Consider the following 15,691-nt stretch of genomic DNA (forward strand, 5'->3'; position numbering starts at 1 on the left):
GTGTTGAGCCCGACGAATGGGCAGCGCCGTTGACCGGGCCAGAATTTGGCTACCGCCGCCGGGCCCGCATCGCGGTGCGCTGGGACGCAAGGGCCAAGCGGCTGGACGTCGGCTTTCGGGCTGCCGGCAGTCAGGACATCATCGCCATCGACCACTGTTTGGTGCTGGTACAGGCTTTGCAACCTATTATGAGCGGGCTGCCGGCCATGCTGCGCCAGTTGAGCAATCCGAAAGCCCTGGGGCATGTCGAGTTGTTTAGCGGTTCGGCGAATGCCGTGTTGTTGCGCCATATGGCGCCGCTCAGTGCTGCTGACTTGCAGGTTTTACAGAATTTTTGCGCCACCCATCATGCCCAGTTGTGGCTACAGGGCGATGGCGAGCCGCAACCGGTCGATTTGATGCAGACCTTGGGCTACCGTTTACACCAGTGGGACCTGGAGCTGGCCTACCGACCGGGTGACTTTGTTCAGGTCAACGCCGGGGTCAACGAAGCCATGGTTGCGCAAGCGCTGGAGTGGCTGGCGCCGCAGGCTGACGAACGGGTTCTTGACTTGTTCTGTGGGCTGGGTAATTTCGCATTACCCTTGGCGCGTCAGGTACGCGAAGTGGTGGCCGTCGAGGGCGTTACGACGATGGTCGAACGCGCCGCGCAAAACGCGGTCAGTAACAAGCTGCATAATGCAGCGTTTTTTCAGGCCGACCTGTCGCAGCCCTTGGTGGATGCAACATGGGCCTCGCAGGGCTTTGCCGCTGTCCTCCTTGATCCGCCGCGTGACGGGGCCTTTGAGGTGGTGCGCAAGCTGTCGGGGCTGGGGGCCAAACGTTTGGTCTATGTGTCGTGTAACCCGGCTACGCTGGCTCGCGACACGGTTGAGTTGATGAAACAGGGGTATCGGTTAAAACGTGCCGGAATCCTCGATATGTTCCCGCAAACCGCGCATGTCGAGGCGATGGCGTTATTTGAAGCAGACTAGGACGGTCTGTCTATTTCGACGGGCCCGCAACCCCATGCCGCTAGACCCTGGAGCATGGGGTTGGGATTCGGGTCGGTATATCGGCGCATCAAACCTGCGCCGTAGGGAAGGTAAGCAAGATGGTACAGGTCAGAGCACACCAGCCGATCAACACTGACGGCAGTCTCAACCTCGAGGCATGGCTTGATCATGCGGTGAGTGTCGATGTGGCGCTGGACCGTGAAGCCTTGAAAGAAGCGTGTGAGTACGCACGTGAGGCGGAACAGCAAGCCAATGCAGCAAAAAACCTGTGGACTGAGGGCGCGTCGAGCTTTCGAACCGGGTTGGAAATTGCTGAAATCCTCGCCGATCTCAAGCTCGATCAGGACTCGCTGGTCGCGGCGATTTTGTATCGCGGCGTACGCGAAGGGCAGATTCAACTGCCTGCGGTCAGCCAGCGCTTCGGCCCGGTGGTCGCCAAGCTGATTGATGGCGTGCTGCGCATGGCCGCGATCAGCGCCAGCCTCAGCCCCCGCCAATCCATGGTGATGGGCTCTCAGGGGCAGGTCGAAAACCTGCGCAAAATGCTTGTGGCGATGGTTGATGACGTGCGCGTAGCACTCATCAAGCTGGCCGAGCGTACCTGCGCCATCCGCGAAGTCAAAAGTGCCTCGGACGAGAAGCGCATCCGCGTTGCCCGCGAGGTCTTCGATATTTATGCGCCGCTGGCGCACCGCCTGGGTATCGGCCACATCAAGTGGGAGCTGGAGGACTTGTCCTTCCGCTATCTGGAGCCTGAGCAGTACAAACAAATCGCCACCTTGCTGCACGAGCGCCGGCTGGACCGCGAGCGCTTTATCAGCGATGTGATGAACCAGTTGCGCACCGAGCTTGAGGCCACCGGGGTGGTTGACGCCGACATCAGCGGCCGGGCCAAACACATTTATTCGATCTGGCGCAAAATGCAGCGCAAGGGTCTGGCTTTCAGCCAGATCTATGACGTGCGCGCCGTGCGGGTGCTGGTCCCGGAAATGCGCGATTGCTACACCGCGCTGGGCATCGTCCACACGCTGTGGCGGCACATCCCCAAAGAGTTTGACGACTACATCGCCAACCCCAAAGAGAACGGCTACCGCTCGTTGCACACGGCGGTGATCGGGCCGGAAGGCAAGGTGCTGGAAGTACAGATCCGTACCCATGCCATGCACGAAGAGGCTGAGCTTGGGGTGTGCGCACACTGGCGCTACAAGGGCACCGACGTTAAAGCCGGGTCCAACCAGTACGAAGAAAAAATCTCGTGGCTGCGCCAGGTACTGGAGTGGCACGAAGAGCTGGGCGACATCGGTGGTCTGGCCGATCAGTTGCGGGTCGATATTGAACCGGATCGGGTCTACATCTTTACCCCGGACGGGCATGCCATCGACTTGCCCAAGGGCGCGACGCCATTGGACTTCGCCTACCGGGTGCACACTGAAATCGGCCATAACTGCCGGGGCGCGAAGATTAACGGGCGCATTGTGCCGCTCAACTACAGCCTGCAAACCGGTGAGCAAGTCGAGATCATCACCAGCAAGCACGGCACGCCGAGCCGCGACTGGCTGAACTCCAACCTGGGGTACGTGACCACCTCGCGCGCGCGGGCGAAGATTGTTCACTGGTTTAAATTGCAGGCCCGTGATCAAAACGTCGCGGCCGGTAAAACCTTGCTTGAGCGTGAGCTGGGCCGCTTGGGCTTGCCAGCGGTGGACTACGAAAAGCTCGCCGACAAAGCCAACATGAAAACCGCCGAGGACATGTTCGCGGCGCTGGGGGCGGGCGATTTGCGTTTGGCCCAGCTCATTAACCTGGCGCAGCAACTGGTCGAGCCGGAACGCGGCAGCGAACAGATCGAGCTGATTCCGCGCAAGGCCCAGGGCTACAAACCGGGCAAGCGCGGCGACATCCAGATCGAAGGCGTGGGCAACCTGCTGACCCAAATGGCTGGCTGCTGCCAGCCGCTGCCGGGCGATGCGATTGTCGGTTACATCACTCAGGGGCGTGGCGTGAGCATTCACCGTCAGGACTGCGCCTCGGTGCTGCAGTTGGGCGGCCGTGAGCCGGAGCGGATCATCCAGGTCAGTTGGGGGCCGATCCCGGTGTCGACGTACCCGGTCGATATCGAAATCCGTGCCTACGACCGTTCGGGCTTGCTGCGCGATGTGTCGCAAGTGCTGCTGAACGAACGCATCAACGTGCTGGCGGTCAACACCCGCTCGAACAAAGAGGACAACACCGCGTTGATGTCCCTGACCATCGAGATCCCGGGGCTGGATGCATTAGGGCGTTTGCTGGGGCGTATTTCGCAACTGCCGAACATCATCGAAACCCGCCGTATCGGGCGTAGCGAGCCGCGTTGATCTCTTGTAGGAGCGAGCTTGCCTCGCGATCTTTTGACCTTTAAAAGATCGCGAGGCAAGCTCGCTCCTACATCGTTCTGCACAAGGATTAATGATGTACACCCTCGACGACTTGCTAAATCTCATGGCCCGCCTGCGTGACCCGCAGTTCGGCTGCCCGTGGGATATCAAACAAACTTACGCGACGATCGTGCCTTATACCCTCGAAGAAGCTTACGAAGTGGCCGATGCCATTGAGCGCAGCGACTTTGAGCACTTGCAGGGCGAATTGGGCGATTTGCTATTCCAGGTGGTGTATTACAGCCAGTTGGCCCGCGAAGAAGGGCGCTTTGAGTTTGCCGGAGTGATCGACAGCATTACCCGCAAATTGATCCGCCGCCATCCCCATGTGTTCCCCACCGGCGACCTGTACGCGCCTTTGGATGTGCCGCGCTTGAGCGAAGCGCAGGTCAAGGAGCGTTGGGACGAAATCAAGGCCGAAGAGCGCGCAGAAAAATCCGCGGCGCCGCAGCAGTTGTCGTTGCTCGATGATGTGCCGGTGGCGCTGCCTGCGTTGTCCCGTGCGGCCAAGTTGCAAAAGCGTGCGGCTCAGGTCGGCTTTGACTGGCCCGGCGCCTTGCCGGTGCTGGACAAGGTGCGTGAAGAGCTGGACGAAGTGCTGGAAGCCATGGCGGATAACGACTCGGCGGCGATCCACGATGAAGTGGGCGACTTGCTGTTTTCGGTGGTGAACCTGGCGCGGCATCTAAAAGTTGACCCGGAAACCGCCTTGCGCGGTGCAAATGCCAAATTTGACCGACGTTTCCGGTTTATCGAGCAGGCATTGCGCGATACCCTGCGTCCCATTGAAGATTGCACCCTTGAAGACCTGGACGCCCTGTGGGGTGAAGCCAAGCGCCAGGAAAAGAATTTGCCCAGCTGCGGCTGAGTTTGCCTAAGTGAGTAAGACAATGAGCATTTCCCTACGCGACCAGTTGCTCAAAGCCGGATTGGTCAACGAGAAGCAGGCCAAGCAGGCCGGTAAAGAAAAGCAAAAGCAGCAGCGTCTGGCCCATAAAGGCCAGATCGAGCTGGATGACACGCAGCAGCGCCTGGCCGCAGAAGCCAAGGCCGAGAAGATCAAGCGTGACCAGGAGCTCAATCGTCAACAGCAAGAAAAGGCCGAGCAAAAAGCCCGCGCTGCACAGATCAAGCAATTGATCGAAGTGTCGCGCCTGCCCAAGCTGAACACCGAGGACCACTACAACTTCGTGGATGACAAGAAGGTCAAGCGCCTGTCGGTCAACACCTTGATGCGCAACAAGTTGGCCAACGGTTCATTGGCGATTGTGCAGCACCAGGGCGGCTACGAAGTGATCCCGCGTGAGGCGGCGCTGAAGATCCAGGAGCGCGACCCGCGCCGTATCGTTCAGTTGAACGTGCTGGTCGAGTCGAAAACGCCGGAAGAAGATGATCCGTACGCGGCGTACCAGATCCCTGACGATCTGATGTGGTAAAAAGTTAAACAGACTGTAGGAGCGAGCTTGCCTCGCGATCTTTTTAAAGATCAAAAGATCGCGAGGCAAGCTCGCTCCTACAAGGTAATAAACAAACCCCGCTTCGGCGGGGTTTGTGTTTTTCAAGACTGTCGTTGCAGTGGTTCAGGCTTTGAGTTTCTGCGCTTCAAGCTTTTCCAGCTCTGCTTTGTAGTTATGAGCGTCGCTCTCGCGGTGAAACATGCCAACCAAGATGTTTTCCTGATGAACATCCCACAGGTGTACGCCATGGGCTACAAGCTGGTGGAACATACGTGAATCGTCGCGTTCAGTTACTGTGATAGTCATCTGCTTGCTCCAAATTCTGATAAGGACCTGCGGCAAGACGTCGCAGGACTTCTTTATAGAATTTGTTAGCTTCCTAAGTAAATAGCTAATTGTCGCTCTGTCATCTTGGAAAAAAGCGCAAAACGCTGCAGCCCTTGTACGACGCGGTGTTTACGGATTTTGCCAATAGTTTTATGACAAAAGTTTCATGTTCAAGGTTCTGCGAATCACTCCAATCCCCTGTAGGCGTTGCCGCCCCGTCTACGACGCCGCGCTGTCGCACAGCAAACAGGACAGCGATTATCTTCAGCATCCCCCAATCGGTTCCCTCTCCTTCGGGAGAGGGCTAGGGTGAGGGTTGCTCTTGATTAGAGAGGCTTTTATGTACATATCCGTTGCTGCAGCAATGGATATGTACCCAAGAATCCCGAGGTGGATGGTTTTACGGCTGCACGCAGCCGATCACAGCCTTCGTACCTCGTCAGCGACTACTGTGGCCTGTTTGTTGCGCGGACCCAGAAACGAAAAAACCTCGCCGGAGCGAGGTTTTCTTGAAGCGTGCTGCTTAAGGCATGTCGCGCCTCAGTTGCCCTTGACGGCTTTGCCGTCCACCGTGCCGTCTTGCAGCATGATGTTGTATTCCTTGCCGTCTTTTTCAACCTGGCGCAGTTTGACAAGCAGACCGTCCCAGCTCTTGGCGAACCACATTTCGGTGATGCGCTTGTTCTGGTTCTGGTCCAGTGTCGGGTCGCGTACGCGCTCAACCTTGATGGCGTCTACCTTGCCCGCCTTGGTTTCGACCACTTCCGGGCCTATGACGCGAAAGTCGTAGGTGTCTACGCCATCTTCGTCAACGACCTGGTAGCTCATGCTCTTTTTGCCCGCCACGACATCGCGCTGCAACGCCAACTGGTAAGTCGACTTGTCGAGCATGCCGCTGAGCAATGTCACCTTGACCGGGTCTTTGTTATACGTGCCGGTGACCATGTTGGTGGTCCAGTCAAAGTCCAGGTTTATGTTCTTGGCTTTGCCCAGGCCGCCACGTTCGAAACGGTAGGACTGAGGGATCAGGCTGTCGTTCTTGAACGCGAAGGTGCTGGATTCGGAAAGGCTGGCGATCATCATCGAGGCCTTGAAGTTCAAGGTCCAGGTGCCGTTGTCATTCTTGACCAGACTGCGCTCGGCAGAACCGCTCATGGGTAACTGTTTCCAGTCGGCCGTGTAGCTGGCCTGGAAAGGATGAAGTTCAGCCGCTTGCACTGCTGGGACAGCCAGCAGGCTCAAGGCGAGGAGCAGGGCACGACGCATAATGTCTCCTAGGTTCGTATCAAGTGGCCGCTGGCCGCGAGTAATTGACCGTCTAATAATGCGCCTTGCTCGTCAAGTGACAAGCGACCTTCGGCAAACCAGCGCACTGCAAGCGGGTAAATCCGGTGCTCCTGGGCGTGAACCCGTTGCGCCAGACTGTGCGGCGAGTCACCGGACTCTACCGCAATGATTGCTTGTACGACCAGAGGCCCGCCATCGAGTTCCTCGGTGACAAAGTGCACGCTGCAGCCATGCTCGCTGTCACCGGCTTCCAGCGCACGCTGATGCGTGTGCAGGCCTTTGTATTTGGGCAGCAGGGAAGGGTGGATGTTGAGCAGACGGCCCTGATAGTGACGCACGAAGCCTGCGCTGAGGATGCGCATGAATCCGGCCAGGACTACCAGTTGCGGGTTGAACGTATCAATGACTTCGATCAGTGCAGCATCGAAGGCCTCGCGGCCCTCGAATGCTGTGTGATCCAGTACGCGGGTGTCGATACCCGCGTCTTTGGCGCGTTGCAGGCCGTAGGCGTCTGCGCGGTTGGAGATCACCGCGCGGATTCTGGCCGGGCTGTCCTTGACCGCACAGCTGTCGATCAAGGCTTGCAAGTTGCTGCCGGTGCCGGAAAGCAGCACCACTACATCACAGGTATCGGGCATTAGTGCGCCTTGAGGTTTTGCAGCTCAACTTGCGGCGCGCCTTCGGCGGCCGTAGCGATGTGGCCGATCACCCAAGGTTGCTCGCCGGCTTCACGCAGTACGTTCAGCGCGGTGTCAACGTCAGCCTGAGCCACGCAGATCACCATGCCCACGCCGCAGTTCAGCACGCGGTGCATTTCGGTTTCGTTCACGTTGCCTTTTTCTTGCAGCCAGTTGAAGACTGCAGGGCGCTGCCAGCTGGCCACGTCAACCACCGCTTGAGCGCCTTTTGGCAGCACGCGCGGGATGTTGTCGAGCAGGCCACCACCGGTGATGTGGGCCATGGCTTTAACTACGCCGGTGTCCTTGATCAGCTTGAGCAGCGGCTTGACGTAGATACGGGTCGGCGCCATCAGCAGGTCGGTCAGTGGCTGGCCGTCGAGCTGGGTGTTTTCGATGTCGGCACCGGACACTTCGATGATCTTGCGGATCAGCGAGTAACCGTTGGAGTGCGGGCCCGAAGATGGCAGGGCGAGCAGGGCGTCACCGGTGGCCACTTTGGAGCCGTCGATGATGTCGGCTTTCTCGACCACGCCAACACAGAAGCCGGCCAGGTCGTAGTCTTCGCCTTCGTACATGCCAGGCATTTCTGCGGTTTCGCCGCCTACCAGCGAGCAACCGGACAATTCGCAGCCAGCGCCGATACCGGTAACCACTTGGGTTGCGGTTTCTACGTTGAGCTTGCCAGTGGCGTAGTAGTCGAGGAAGAACAGGGGCTCTGCGCCGCACACGATCAGGTCGTTAACGCACATGGCGACCAGGTCGATGCCGATGCTGTCGTGCTTGTTCAGGTTCAGCGCCAGACGCAGCTTGGTGCCCACACCGTCGGTACCGGACACCAGAACAGGTTGCTTGTAACCGGCCGGGATTTCGCAGAGGGCACCAAAACCGCCGAGGCCGCCCATCACTTCAGGGCGCGCAGTGCGCTTGGCTACGCTCTTGATGCGTTCGACCAATGCTTCACCGGCGTCGATGTCTACACCGGCGTCCTTGTAGCTCAGGGAGGGTTGCTTGCTCATAATCCAGGCCTTTAGGGGGGATTCGGGGGTATCGACCGATCTCAGCGGGCCTGCTTGCAAGTGCTCAGGGTTTGAAACAGAGCATTTGCAGAGTGCCCGGCTGTCGCCGGTCTGCGAAGGCGCGCGATTTTATCAGGCTTGAAGGGCAGCGGCCATCCTCGGGCCGACAGGCAGGGTTATATCTGTCGAAAAAAACCTTTTTTAGTCGTACTGGCTGCTTGGCGCGACGCTGTATAAGGTATATCCGCTAAATTCTGATTTTTTATGACCGTGTGAAATCTGCGAGCTGCACCTGAATGATTTGGCTGCGCGCCTGTCTGAGGTGTTATCGAGTGTGTTTATACGGCCTTTTAATGCCCTTTTTTGCCGTTGGGAATCTTTCATGCGTTTTCATCAATTAATAGCTGTGGGCTGTTTGTCTTTTTTCAGCCTGGCGAGTCATGCCGAAATCCTGACGGGCCTGTATCAAGTGCGTGAGCCGGTCACCAGTCAGTCGCCTGATGAGCGCGCGCAAGCCACGCAAAAAGCCCTGGAAACCCTGGTATTGCGTCTGACGGGGGACGCCAAGGCGGTGCAGAACCCGGCGCTGGAGCCCATTCGCAAAGACCCTCAGCAAATCATCAGCCAGTACGGCTATGACGCAGGCCCACCAGAATCCCTGCAAGTGGATTTCGACCCGGTGAGCACCGACCGCGCCTTGCGCCAGGCCGGTTTGTCACTGTGGGGCAGCAACCGCCCGGCCTTGCTGGGTTGGTGGCTGAACGATTCGGTAGACGGCTCCAGCCTGGTGGGTGACGGTCAATCCGTTGCCGAACCATTGCGCCGCGCCGCCCAACACCGTGGTTTGCCGCTGCGTTTGCCGCTGGCTGACTTGAGTGAGCAGTTGGTGGGTACTGCCGAAAACCTTGAAGGCTCTAATCCGGCGCCGCTGAAAGAGGCGTCCGAGCGTTACGGCGCAGACGCGCTGCTGGCCGTGCATGCTCATGAAGACAGTGGCCAGTGGCAGGCCAAATGGCGCCTGTGGATCGGCGATCAACAAGAGCAAGGCAGTGCAACCGGCGCTGATCAGGCGGCACTGGCGGATGACGTAATGCTGCAAGTCAGCCAGCGTCTGGCTCCGCGCTACGCCGTCAAGCCGGGCGTGTCGACCGATCAGTTGCTTGAAGTACAGGGCATGACCCTGGAGCGCTATGCTCAGTTGAGCCGCTTGCTTGAACCGTTTGGCGGTCAGTTGGTGAGCGTCGACGGCAACCGTATCGTTTATCAGGTCAACGGCAGTGCTGAACAATTGCGTTCGCAGTTGGCGTTGGCGCAGATGCATGAAGTGCCTGCAGATCAGGCGTCGGCTACACCTCAGGCGGCGCAGTTGCGCTTTAGCTGGTAGGTTTTTCTCTTCTATATATAAGGACAGGCATTTATGCGGGATTCGCGACGGTGGGTTTGGTGGGGTGTAGCGCTGGCCGCGGTGCTATTCGTGTATTTCTTGCACGCGATACTGACGCCTTTTCTGATTGCGATTGTTCTTGCTTACATGTTCGACCCGGTGGTTGATCGCCTCGAAAAAATCGGCCTGTCCAGAACTTGGGGCACGATCACGGTCTTTACCCTGTTTACGGTCATTCTGGTCACGTTGCTGGTGGTGCTGGTGCCGATGCTGGCCAAGCAGTTGGTGAAGCTTTACCAGTTGGCGCCACAGGTACTGGACTGGTTGCAGAATACCGCCTTGCCGTGGGTGCAAACCCGGTTCGGGCTGGGTGATGGCTTCTGGAACTTCAACAAGATCAAAGCCACCATTACCGAGCACATGGGGCAGGCCGGGGATATCGCCGGGGTGGTGCTGTCACAGGCGACCGCTTCAAGCCTGGCGCTGTTTGGCTTTTTGGCGAATCTGGTGCTGATTCCAGTGGTGGCCTTTTACTTGCTGCGTGACTGGGATGTCTTGCTGTCCAAGATTCGTGGTCTGCTGCCGCGCGATCGCGAAGAGCGGATCGTGTCGCTGGCCAAGGAATGTCACGACGTACTCGGCGCTTTTGTTCGTGGGCAGCTATTGGTGATGGTTGCCTTGGGCATCATCTATTCGGCCGGTTTGATGCTGCTGGGCCTGGAGCTGGGGCTGTTGATCGGTTTGATGGCTGGTTTGGCGGCTATCGTGCCGTACATGGGCTTTATCATCGGCATCGGCGCCGCGTTGATTGCGGGCCTGTTCCAGTTTGGCGGTGACCTGTACCCGATGCTGGGGATTGTCGCGGTGTTTATGGTCGGGCAGGCGCTGGAAGGCATGGTCTTGACGCCGCTGTTGGTGGGTGACCGCATTGGCCTGCATCCGGTGGCGGTGATCTTTGCGATTCTGGCGGGCGGTGAGCTGTTCGGCTTTACCGGCGTACTGCTGGCCTTGCCGGTCGCGGCCGTGATCATGGTGCTGGTGCGCCATATGCACGATTTGTACAAACATTCGCAGGCCTACAAAGGTGATGAAGAACCTGAGTTGTAGGTGGGTGATCGATTGAATAAGAGGCCGGTTCATGTGGCGATGAGCCGGCCTTTTTTATGGTCGGGCGCGAGCTTGTCTGTTAGAAAAACTTGATTCAATCCAATGCGTTAACGCAAACCTTTGATTTTGCTCGTGGTCTGTTACATTGTGCGCCCGGCTACACGGGTATAAACTTTGCAAACTTTACACAGAGGCCACTAACGGTTCGTTTGAACTGTTCAGTCAGCATGAAACCGATTCAGCTGCCCCTAGGTGTGCGTCTGCGAGATGACGCTACCTTCATCAATTACTATCCAGGCGCCAATGCCGCTGCACTCGGCTACGTCGAACGTCTGTGCGAAGCCGACGCCGGGTGGACAGAAAGCCTGATTTATCTGTGGGGCAAACACGGGGTAGGGCGCACGCATTTGTTGCAGGCCGCATGCTTGCGTTTCGAGCAACTGGGCGAGCCAGCGGTGTATTTGCCATTGGCGGAGTTGCTGGATCGCGGTATCGAGATCCTCGACAACCTTGAGCAATACGAGCTGGTGTGTCTGGACGACCTGCAGGCCGTGGCCGGTCGGGCTGATTGGGAAGAAGCGCTGTTTCACCTGTTCAATCGCCTGCGTGACAGCGGGCGTCGCTTGCTGATTGCCGCCTCGGCCTCGCCGCGTGAATTGCCGATCAAGCTGGCCGACCTTAAATCACGCCTCACCCTGGCGCTGATTTTTCAAATGCGCCCCTTGTCTGATGAAGACAAACTGCGTGCCTTGCAGTTACGCGCCTCGCGCCGTGGCCTGCACCTGACCGACGAAGTCGGGCATTTCATCCTCACGCGCGGTACACGCAGCATGAGCGCATTGTTTGAATTGCTTGAGCGCCTCGATCAGGCCTCGTTGCAGGCACAACGCAAGCTGACCATTCCCTTCTTGAAAGAAACCCTCGGCTGGTAAACCCCCGCCATCCCCTTTTTTTGCAGGAGCGAGCTCGCCTCGCGATCTTTTGCTGTAAAAGCGCATTCCTACAAGGTTTTGGCAGTATTCAGGCGCCAGAAAACCTGCGTGTCAGACGTGTGTCTACGCAAAATCGATTGTCAGGGGTGTAAAACCTTAGATGTCACGTGAAATCGACCAAGTCACATTTAATTCGATTGAATTTGCAAATGAGGATCATAGAGGGCATAGTCGCGGTAACTTTTCCTACAGCCACGGTCGTGCCCATGCTAAAGCGCTTCGCACCCCTCGTGCCTCTCGCACTCGTTACCCTGCTTTTCGGCTGCGCTGCTCACTCGCCAGTGTCCCAGCAAGTTGTCGATTCACAGGTTCAAAAGTCATCTTCGTCGCAGTCTTCCGCTCTTTATCAGGAAGAACTGGCCACTGAAAAAGAACTGGCTCAATTTTCCGAAAACAGCAAGCCTTACGAACTGCCGGCCCTGGCTGACAGCATTCTTGAGCGCGGAATGTCCTTGATCGGTACCCGTTACCGTTTTGGCGGCACCTCTGAAGCTGGTTTCGATTGCAGTGGCTTTATCGGCTATCTGTTCAAAGAGGAAGCGGGCATGCAATTGCCGCGCTCCACCCGCGAAATGATCAACGTAAATGCACCGTTGGTCGCGCGAAACAACCTCAAGCCGGGTGACCTGCTGTTCTTCAGCACCAACGGTCGCGGACGTGTCAGCCACGCTGGCATTTACCTGGGCGATGACCAGTTTATTCACTCCAGCAGCCGCCGCAGCGGTGGTGTAAGGATTGATAGCTTGGGCGACACCTACTGGAACAAGACCTTTATTGAAGCCAAGCGTGCTTTGGCCATGGCGCCAACCAGCGTAGTGGCTCGTAAGTAAAGTTAAAGTCTTACTTGAAGTTTGGCTTCTAAGCGCTAGAATTCAGTCGCAATGTTAAATTCCTGAAGCCGCGAAGGTATCCCCTGTCGCGGCTTCGGGTTTCGCGGCCCAGTAGCCGTATCCAGAATCAGGAACGTTCTGTTTATGTCGACCCTGGCCCGCGTTGCCCTCATCACGTTCGCCGCACTGCTCAGTGCTTGCGCCAACCGTCCTGCACCTGCTCCCGTTGAAGCCAAACCGGTTGTGTCGTCGAGTCCGATCGATGATGGTTCGCCGTTGGCGGCAGACGTACTGTTTCGTGCATTGGGCCTGGTGGGCACGCCGTATCGCTGGGGCGGCAATACACCGGACTCAGGTTTTGATTGCAGCGGTCTGATCAAGTACGTCTACAACGACATGGCGGGTATTTCGTTGCCGCGCACCACCCGCGAAATGATCGTGATGCGCGGGCAGAATGTCGGCAAAGACCAACTGCAAACCGGTGACCTGTTGTTCTTCGCCACCAATGGTGGAACCCAAGTCAGCCATGCCGGCATCTACGTGGGTGAAGGCCGCTTCGTGCATGCGCCTGCCACGGGCGGCACGGTCAAGCTGGACAGTCTCAGCAAAGCCTATTGGCAAAAAGCCTACCTGAACGCCAAGCGCGTCTTGCCAACCGAGCAGCATTTGGCGCGGTTGCCTTAACTCACCGTTCAAGCGCCCCTCACCCCAACCCTCTCCCGAGGGAGAGGGAGCCGATTTGTGTCGTTCACAACACGTGGGTTCGCCTCGATAAAGCTCCCTCTCCCTCCGGGAGAGGGTTGGGGTGAGGGTATTTAAAGGTTTACTCCCCCGACACCCGCCACACTTTGTTGCCGACATCATCGGCCACCAGCAAGTCCCCCTGTTTATCAATGACGACCCCCACCGGGCGGCCCATGGCTTTTTCATCGGAGTTGAGGAAGCCGGTCAGCACGTCAATCGGCATGCCGTCAGGCTTGCCATCGGCAAACGGAACGAAGATCACTTTGTAGCCACTGTGCGGTTTGCGGTTCCATGAGCCGTGCTGGCCGATAAATACGCCGTCGGTGAAGTTCGGCAGTGTGCTGTTTTGCGCGAAGGCCAGGCCCAGCGAGGCGGTGTGCGGGCCGACGGCATAGTCCGGGGCAATGGCTTTGGCCACCAGCTCGGCGTTTTGCGGGTTGACCCGCACGTCGACGTGCTGCCCGTAGTAGCTGTAGGGCCAGCCATAGAAGCCGCCGTCTTGCACCGAGGTGATGTAGTCGGGCACCAGATCGCTGCCGATTTCGTCGCGCTCGTTCACAGCGGTCCACAGTTTGCCGGTCTTGGGTTCCCAGTCCATGCCGTTGGGGTTACGCAGCCCTGAGGCAAAAATGCGGTGGCTGCCGGTGGCCGGGTCGACTTCCCAGATCGCCGCGCGGCCTTCTTCGATGTCCATGCCGTTTTCGCCGACGTTACTGTTCGAGCCGACACTCACGTAGAGTTTTTTGCCGTCAGAGCTGGCGATGACGTTTTTCGTCCAGTGGTGGTTCAGGCCGCTGGGCAAATCAATGATCTTGGTCGGTTGCGCGCTGATGGAGGTTTCGCCCGGTTGATACGGGAAGCGCAGCAACTTGTCGGCATCCGCCACGTACAGGTCGTTGCCCACCAGGGTCATGCCGAAGGGCGAGTTCAGGTTTTCTAGAAATACTGTGCGGGTGTCGGCTTTGCCATCGTGGTTGGTGTCGCGCAACAAAGTGATGCGGTTGGCGCTCGGCACACCTGCACCGGCGCGGCCCATGACCTTGCTGGCGATCCACTCGCGCAGCCCCTGGCTGCCATCCGGTTTGGCCGGTGCGTTGCTTTCGGCCACCAGCACATCGCCATTGGGCAATACATAGAGCCAGCGCGGGTGGTCGAGCCCTTCGGCAAAGGCTTGCACTTGCAAACCTTGTGCGGCAACCGGCTTGGTGCCTTGCGCCCAGCCCACCGCCGGGGCGATGTTGACGGTGGGGATCAGCGTTTTGTTCGGTGCCGGCAGAGTAGGCGAGGGGCCTGTGCCGTCGGTAACTTGCAGGGTCGAGCTTTCACCGCAGGCGGCCAACCCTGCCGCTAAAACGATGACAACAGCGTGCTGGCGCTTGAGCATATGGATCTCCATGAAAACAGTGGGCGTGTAGTCATAGAGAAGCGTAGCCGTTCAAAGGTTCAGGCCGACGGGTTTGTTTGCTGCGCAGCCCGGCACCTTTAATTGACGCTCCACCCCCAACCCTCTAACCTTCGCGGCGTGTTTCAGGTGCTCTGCAACCTCAGGTTGGCAGAGTGAAACAGGGAAGCCGGTGAGGGCGCGTTTGACCCACACAACCGCTTTGATCCCGGCGCTGCCCCCGCAACGGTAAATGAGTCAACTTCACGCTCAATGCCACTGTGTTTATTGCACGGGAAGGCGCGTGGCCCGGTGCTGTTCCTTATTCAGGAACGCCCACTCATGAGCCCGGAGACCGGCCTGATCCATCCAGCACCCTTGCGGCGGGCGAGGGTGTGTCGATTGTTAACGAATTCCCCCGCCTCCCGTTTGCATTTTTTAGCCCCAACGGAGAGCTGCCATGAATGAATCCCCCGAGCGCGACGAACGTCACCTGGCGCGCATGCAACGCAAAAAAGCGATTATGGACGAACGCATTGCCAGCGCTCCCAATGAGTGCGGCCTGCTGCTGGTGTTGACCGGCAACGGCAAAGGCAAGAGCAGTTCGGCTTTCGGCATGTTGGCCCGGGCCATGGGCCACGGCCTGCAGTGTGGCGTGGTGCAGTTCATCAAGGGGCGTAACAGCACCGGCGAAGAGATCTTTTTCCGTCGCTTCCCTGAACAAGTGCGCTATCACGTGATGGGCGAAGGTTTTACCTGGGAAACTCAGGACCGCCAGCGTGACATCGCCGCCGCCGAAGCCGCCTGGCAAGTGTCCCGCGAGATGCTGCGCGACCCGGCCATAGGCCTGGTGGTGCTGGATGAATTGAACATTGCGCTCAAGCACGGCTACCTCGACCTGGAGCAAGTGCTGAGCGACCTGCAAGCCCGCCCGCCGATGCAGCATGTGCTGGTCACCGGGCGCGGCGCTAAACCTGAGCTGATTGACCTGGCCGATACCGTGACTGAAATGGGCGTGATCAAACATGCCTTCCAGGCCGGTATCAAAGCCCAGAAAGGCATTGAATTGTGAGTGTT

15 protein-coding genes and 1 riboswitch are annotated in these 15,691 nt (G+C 58.2%); of the genes, 10 read left to right on the forward strand and 5 right to left on the reverse strand.

All coding sequences use genetic code 11. From position 1 onward, the window contains the following. The 4 genes from rlmD to GHO41_RS00020 form a co-directional block, all read left to right on the forward strand. Positions 1-974, forward strand: a 974-nt coding sequence (gene rlmD, locus GHO41_RS00005; RefSeq protein WP_153432521.1) for a 23S rRNA (uracil(1939)-C(5))-methyltransferase RlmD, incomplete at its 5' end; no start/stop codon positions are given. A 119-nt stretch (positions 975-1,093) separates the two neighbouring features. After that, a complete protein-coding gene (gene relA, locus GHO41_RS00010; RefSeq protein ID WP_048369728.1) occupies positions 1,094-3,349 on the forward strand; it encodes a GTP diphosphokinase in 2,256 nt (751 codons plus the stop codon). A gap of 94 nt (positions 3,350-3,443) precedes the next feature. Next, positions 3,444-4,277, forward strand: a complete 834-nt coding sequence (gene mazG, locus GHO41_RS00015; RefSeq protein ID WP_048369730.1) for a nucleoside triphosphate pyrophosphohydrolase — start codon at positions 3,444-3,446, stop codon at positions 4,275-4,277. A 22-nt stretch (positions 4,278-4,299) separates the two neighbouring features. Continuing rightward, on the forward strand, positions 4,300-4,845 hold the full coding sequence (locus GHO41_RS00020; protein WP_153432523.1) for a DUF2058 domain-containing protein: 546 nt from the start codon (positions 4,300-4,302) through the stop codon (positions 4,843-4,845). 144 nt (positions 4,846-4,989) lie between these two features. Here GHO41_RS00020 and GHO41_RS00025 read toward each other — a convergent pair whose 3' ends face one another. From GHO41_RS00025 to purM, 4 genes are all read right to left on the reverse strand, one after another. Continuing rightward, on the reverse strand, positions 4,990-5,172 hold the full coding sequence (locus GHO41_RS00025; RefSeq protein ID WP_048369733.1) for a hypothetical protein: 183 nt from the start codon (positions 5,170-5,172) through the stop codon (positions 4,990-4,992). A 561-nt stretch (positions 5,173-5,733) separates the two neighbouring features. Next, positions 5,734-6,459 (reverse strand): DUF3108 domain-containing protein, encoded by a 726-nt coding sequence (locus GHO41_RS00030; protein ID WP_153432525.1) that lies wholly within the window; start codon positions 6,457-6,459, stop codon positions 5,734-5,736. Positions 6,460-6,467: 8 nt separating this feature from the next. Then, a complete protein-coding gene (gene purN, locus GHO41_RS00035; protein WP_153432526.1) occupies positions 6,468-7,118 on the reverse strand; it encodes a phosphoribosylglycinamide formyltransferase in 651 nt (216 codons plus the stop codon). Beyond that, on the reverse strand, positions 7,118-8,176 hold the full coding sequence (gene purM, locus GHO41_RS00040; protein ID WP_153333886.1) for a phosphoribosylformylglycinamidine cyclo-ligase: 1,059 nt from the start codon (positions 8,174-8,176) through the stop codon (positions 7,118-7,120). Before purM ends, purN begins: the two co-directional genes overlap by 1 nt. 382 nt (positions 8,177-8,558) lie before the next feature. On the opposite strand from purM, the gene GHO41_RS00045 reads away from it, so the two are divergent. The 5 genes from GHO41_RS00045 to GHO41_RS00065 all read left to right on the forward strand — a co-directional run bounded on the left by GHO41_RS00045 (position 8,559) and on the right by GHO41_RS00065 (position 13,173). Beyond that, positions 8,559-9,560, forward strand: coding sequence for a DUF2066 domain-containing protein (locus tag GHO41_RS00045; RefSeq protein WP_048369741.1), 1,002 nt, complete (start codon positions 8,559-8,561; stop codon positions 9,558-9,560). Between the two features lie 33 nt (positions 9,561-9,593). Beyond that, positions 9,594-10,667, forward strand: coding sequence for an AI-2E family transporter (locus GHO41_RS00050; protein WP_048369743.1), 1,074 nt, complete (start codon positions 9,594-9,596; stop codon positions 10,665-10,667). Positions 10,668-10,894: 227 nt separating this feature from the next. Continuing rightward, positions 10,895-11,599 (forward strand): DnaA regulatory inactivator Hda, encoded by a 705-nt coding sequence (gene hda, locus GHO41_RS00055; RefSeq protein ID WP_048369745.1) that lies wholly within the window; start codon positions 10,895-10,897, stop codon positions 11,597-11,599. 266 nt (positions 11,600-11,865) lie between these two features. Beyond that, positions 11,866-12,489, forward strand: a complete 624-nt coding sequence (locus GHO41_RS00060) for a C40 family peptidase (protein ID WP_048369747.1) — start codon at positions 11,866-11,868, stop codon at positions 12,487-12,489. Positions 12,490-12,633: 144 nt separating this feature from the next. After that, entirely contained in the window at positions 12,634-13,173 is a 540-nt protein-coding gene (locus GHO41_RS00065; RefSeq protein ID WP_153329062.1) for a C40 family peptidase, read from the forward strand. A gap of 139 nt (positions 13,174-13,312) precedes the next feature. Here the strand turns inward: GHO41_RS00065 and GHO41_RS00070 are convergent, their stop codons facing one another. Further along, complete coding sequence (locus tag GHO41_RS00070) at positions 13,313-14,617, reverse strand: sorbosone dehydrogenase family protein (RefSeq protein WP_153432528.1); 1,305 nt, start codon at positions 14,615-14,617, stop codon at positions 13,313-13,315. Positions 14,618-14,745: 128 nt separating this feature from the next. Further along, a riboswitch (cobalamin riboswitch) is annotated at positions 14,746-14,993 on the forward strand. Positions 14,994-15,074: 81 nt separating this feature from the next. On the opposite strand from GHO41_RS00070, the gene cobO reads away from it, so the two are divergent. Next, entirely contained in the window at positions 15,075-15,686 is a 612-nt protein-coding gene (cobO, locus tag GHO41_RS00075) for a cob(I)yrinic acid a,c-diamide adenosyltransferase (RefSeq protein ID WP_048386786.1), read from the forward strand. The last annotated feature ends 5 nt before the right edge of the window (positions 15,687-15,691 follow it).

The organism is Pseudomonas sp. FSL R10-0399 (assembly GCF_009600165.1).
In the GTDB taxonomy this organism is placed as follows: domain Bacteria; phylum Pseudomonadota; class Gammaproteobacteria; order Pseudomonadales; family Pseudomonadaceae; genus Aquipseudomonas; species Aquipseudomonas helleri.